This window comes from Microbispora sp. ATCC PTA-5024 (assembly GCF_000511135.2).
Classification (GTDB): Bacteria; Actinomycetota; Actinomycetes; order Streptosporangiales; family Streptosporangiaceae; genus Microbispora; species Microbispora corallina.
In genome coordinates this window covers 363,501-364,822 of record NZ_KI866526.1, presented here as the reverse complement: position 1 = coordinate 364,822, position 1,322 = coordinate 363,501, and the positions used below count along the sequence as shown (strand labels likewise).

Annotated in this window: 1 protein-coding gene; it reads left to right on the top strand. The window is 79.9% G+C overall.

Translation table 11 applies throughout. The features are described from left to right. Positions 1-1,322: hypothetical protein (locus MPTA5024_RS42875; protein WP_036332065.1), on the top strand; the 1,322-nt coding region annotated here is incomplete at both ends.

Sequence of the window (1,322 nt, the reverse complement as noted above, 5' to 3'; positions counted from 1 at the left end):
GCTGAACGCGCTCGACCGCCTGGGCCCGCCTCCGGACGAGCGTGCCGCGCTGCTGGTGGAGCTGGCGAGGGCCGAGGTCGCCGCGGGCGAGGTACGGCACGCCGTCGCGCACTGCGAGGAGGCGGCGGGCCTCGCGGCGCTCGCAGGCCGGGCCGACCTGCTCGCCGCCGCCGCGCTCGTCATCGGCGGCGCCGGCGACCCGGCCGTCGGCAGGAAGGTCGCCGCCCTCTGCGACCGCGCCCTCGCCGCGTTGGAGGAACCGGGCGCGGTCCCCTCCCCCGAGGCCGTACGGGCGCGGCTGGTCGCCCGCAGGACGTACCTCGACGTGGAGACCGGCCGCGCCGAAGACGCCGCCCGCGCGTCGGACCTGGCCCTGCGGCGGGCGGAGGAGTGCGGCGATCCGCTCGCGCTGCTGGACGCCGTCCAGGCCCGGGCGGCCGTGCTGGTCCACCCGGACGACGCGGTCGAGCGGCGGCGGCTGGGGGACCTCGCGATCCGTACGGGACTGCGGTCGGGCAGGCCCGTCGCCGCGGTGCGCGGGCACCTGTGGCGCGTCGACGCCGCCTACCAGGCGGCCGACCTCGCGGCGGCGGACGAGGGGGCCGCGGCGATCGGCGAGCTGGCGGCGGCCACGCGGCTGCCGGGGGCGCGCTGGTACCACCTGCGGGCGGCGGCGGCGCGGGCGGCGCTCGCGGGACGGCTGGAGGAGGCGCGCGCCCTGTCCGGCGAGGCGGGGGACCTCGCGCGGCGGATGGAGGACCGGGTGGCGGCCGCCGTCACCGTGATGTTCGCGGGAGTGCTCGGCGTCGTGCGGGGCGACCCTGGCGAGCTGCCCCGCGGTCACCGGGACGTCCTCGCCGCGCTCCCCCGCACCCCTCTCACCGAGGCGGCGCGCTGCCTGTTCCTGCACCTGGAGGGCGACCGCGACGAGGCGCGGTCACACTACGAGCACCTGCGCTCGTCGCTCCGCCAGCCCGTGACCGGGGTCCGGTCCCTGGGAGTCCTGCAGTACCTCACCGAGCTGGTGGAGGCGTTCGACGACGCGGAGGCCGCGGGGTGGGCGTACGCGCTGTGGACGCCCTGGCGGGAGGCGGGCGGCCTGCCGGGCGCGGCCGAAAGCATGTGCGGGGGCGCCGCCGCAAGGGCCGCCGGCCGGATGGCCGCGGTGATGGGCCGGCTCGACGACGCGGTCGCCGCCCTGCGCGCCGCGGCCGAGGTCAACCTGCGGCTCGACGCGCGTCCCTGGCTGGCGCACACCTGGGCGGACCTCGCCCGCGTCCTGCTGCGCCGGTGCCGGGAGGGCGGCGGCGCGGACGACCGGG